The sequence below is a fragment of the Paracoccus sp. P2 genome (assembly GCF_046335115.1).
Classification (GTDB): Bacteria; Pseudomonadota; Alphaproteobacteria; order Rhodobacterales; family Rhodobacteraceae; genus Paracoccus; species Paracoccus pantotrophus.
Genome location: NZ_JBGOSN010000185.1, coordinates 1 through 616 on the forward strand (window position 1 = coordinate 1; position 616 = coordinate 616).

Here is a 616-nt window from a genome sequence, read left to right on the forward strand (position 1 = left end):
CGCGTCTCGTCGCAATCGCTCGTGCGCTACAAGACCAATGACTACTCGGTGCCGGTCGCCTTTGCCCATCAGGATGTCTGGATCCGGGCTTATGTCCATGACGTGGTGATTGGCTGTCGGGGCGAAGTCATTGCCCGCCATCCCCGGTGCTGGGATCGCGATGAACTCATCTTCAACCCGATCCACTACCTGCCGCTGCTGGAGCAGAAGCTCAACGCATTTGATCAGGCCGCGCCGTTGCAAGGTTGGGAGCTTCCCGAGGAGTTCGCAACGTTGCGCCGGCTGATGGAAGCTCGCATGAACCGGCATGGCCGACGCGAATACGTCCAGGTCCTGCGGTTGCTCGAGACCTTCGATCTGGCTGACCTGCATGCCGCGGTAAAGCAGGCGCTTCAGATGGGCGCGATCGGCTTTGACGCCGTAAAGCACCTGCTGCTTTGCCGTGTTGAACACCGTCCGCCCCGGCTGGACCTGGACTGCTATCCCTATCTGCCGCGGACGACAGTCGATAAGACCAGGCCCGGGTCCTATATGCGGCTGCTGTCGAGCGATGCAGAGGACGCGGCATGAACGACGCCCCGGAAATCCTGCTCACCCATCACCTCAAGGCCCTGAA

1 protein-coding gene is annotated in these 616 nt (G+C 61.4%); it reads left to right on the plus strand.

The features are described 5' to 3' along the window. Positions 1-570: Mu transposase domain-containing protein (locus ACDP63_RS25120; RefSeq protein ID WP_409928884.1), on the plus strand; the 570-nt coding region annotated here is incomplete at its 5' end. Positions 571-616 lie beyond the last annotated feature (46 nt).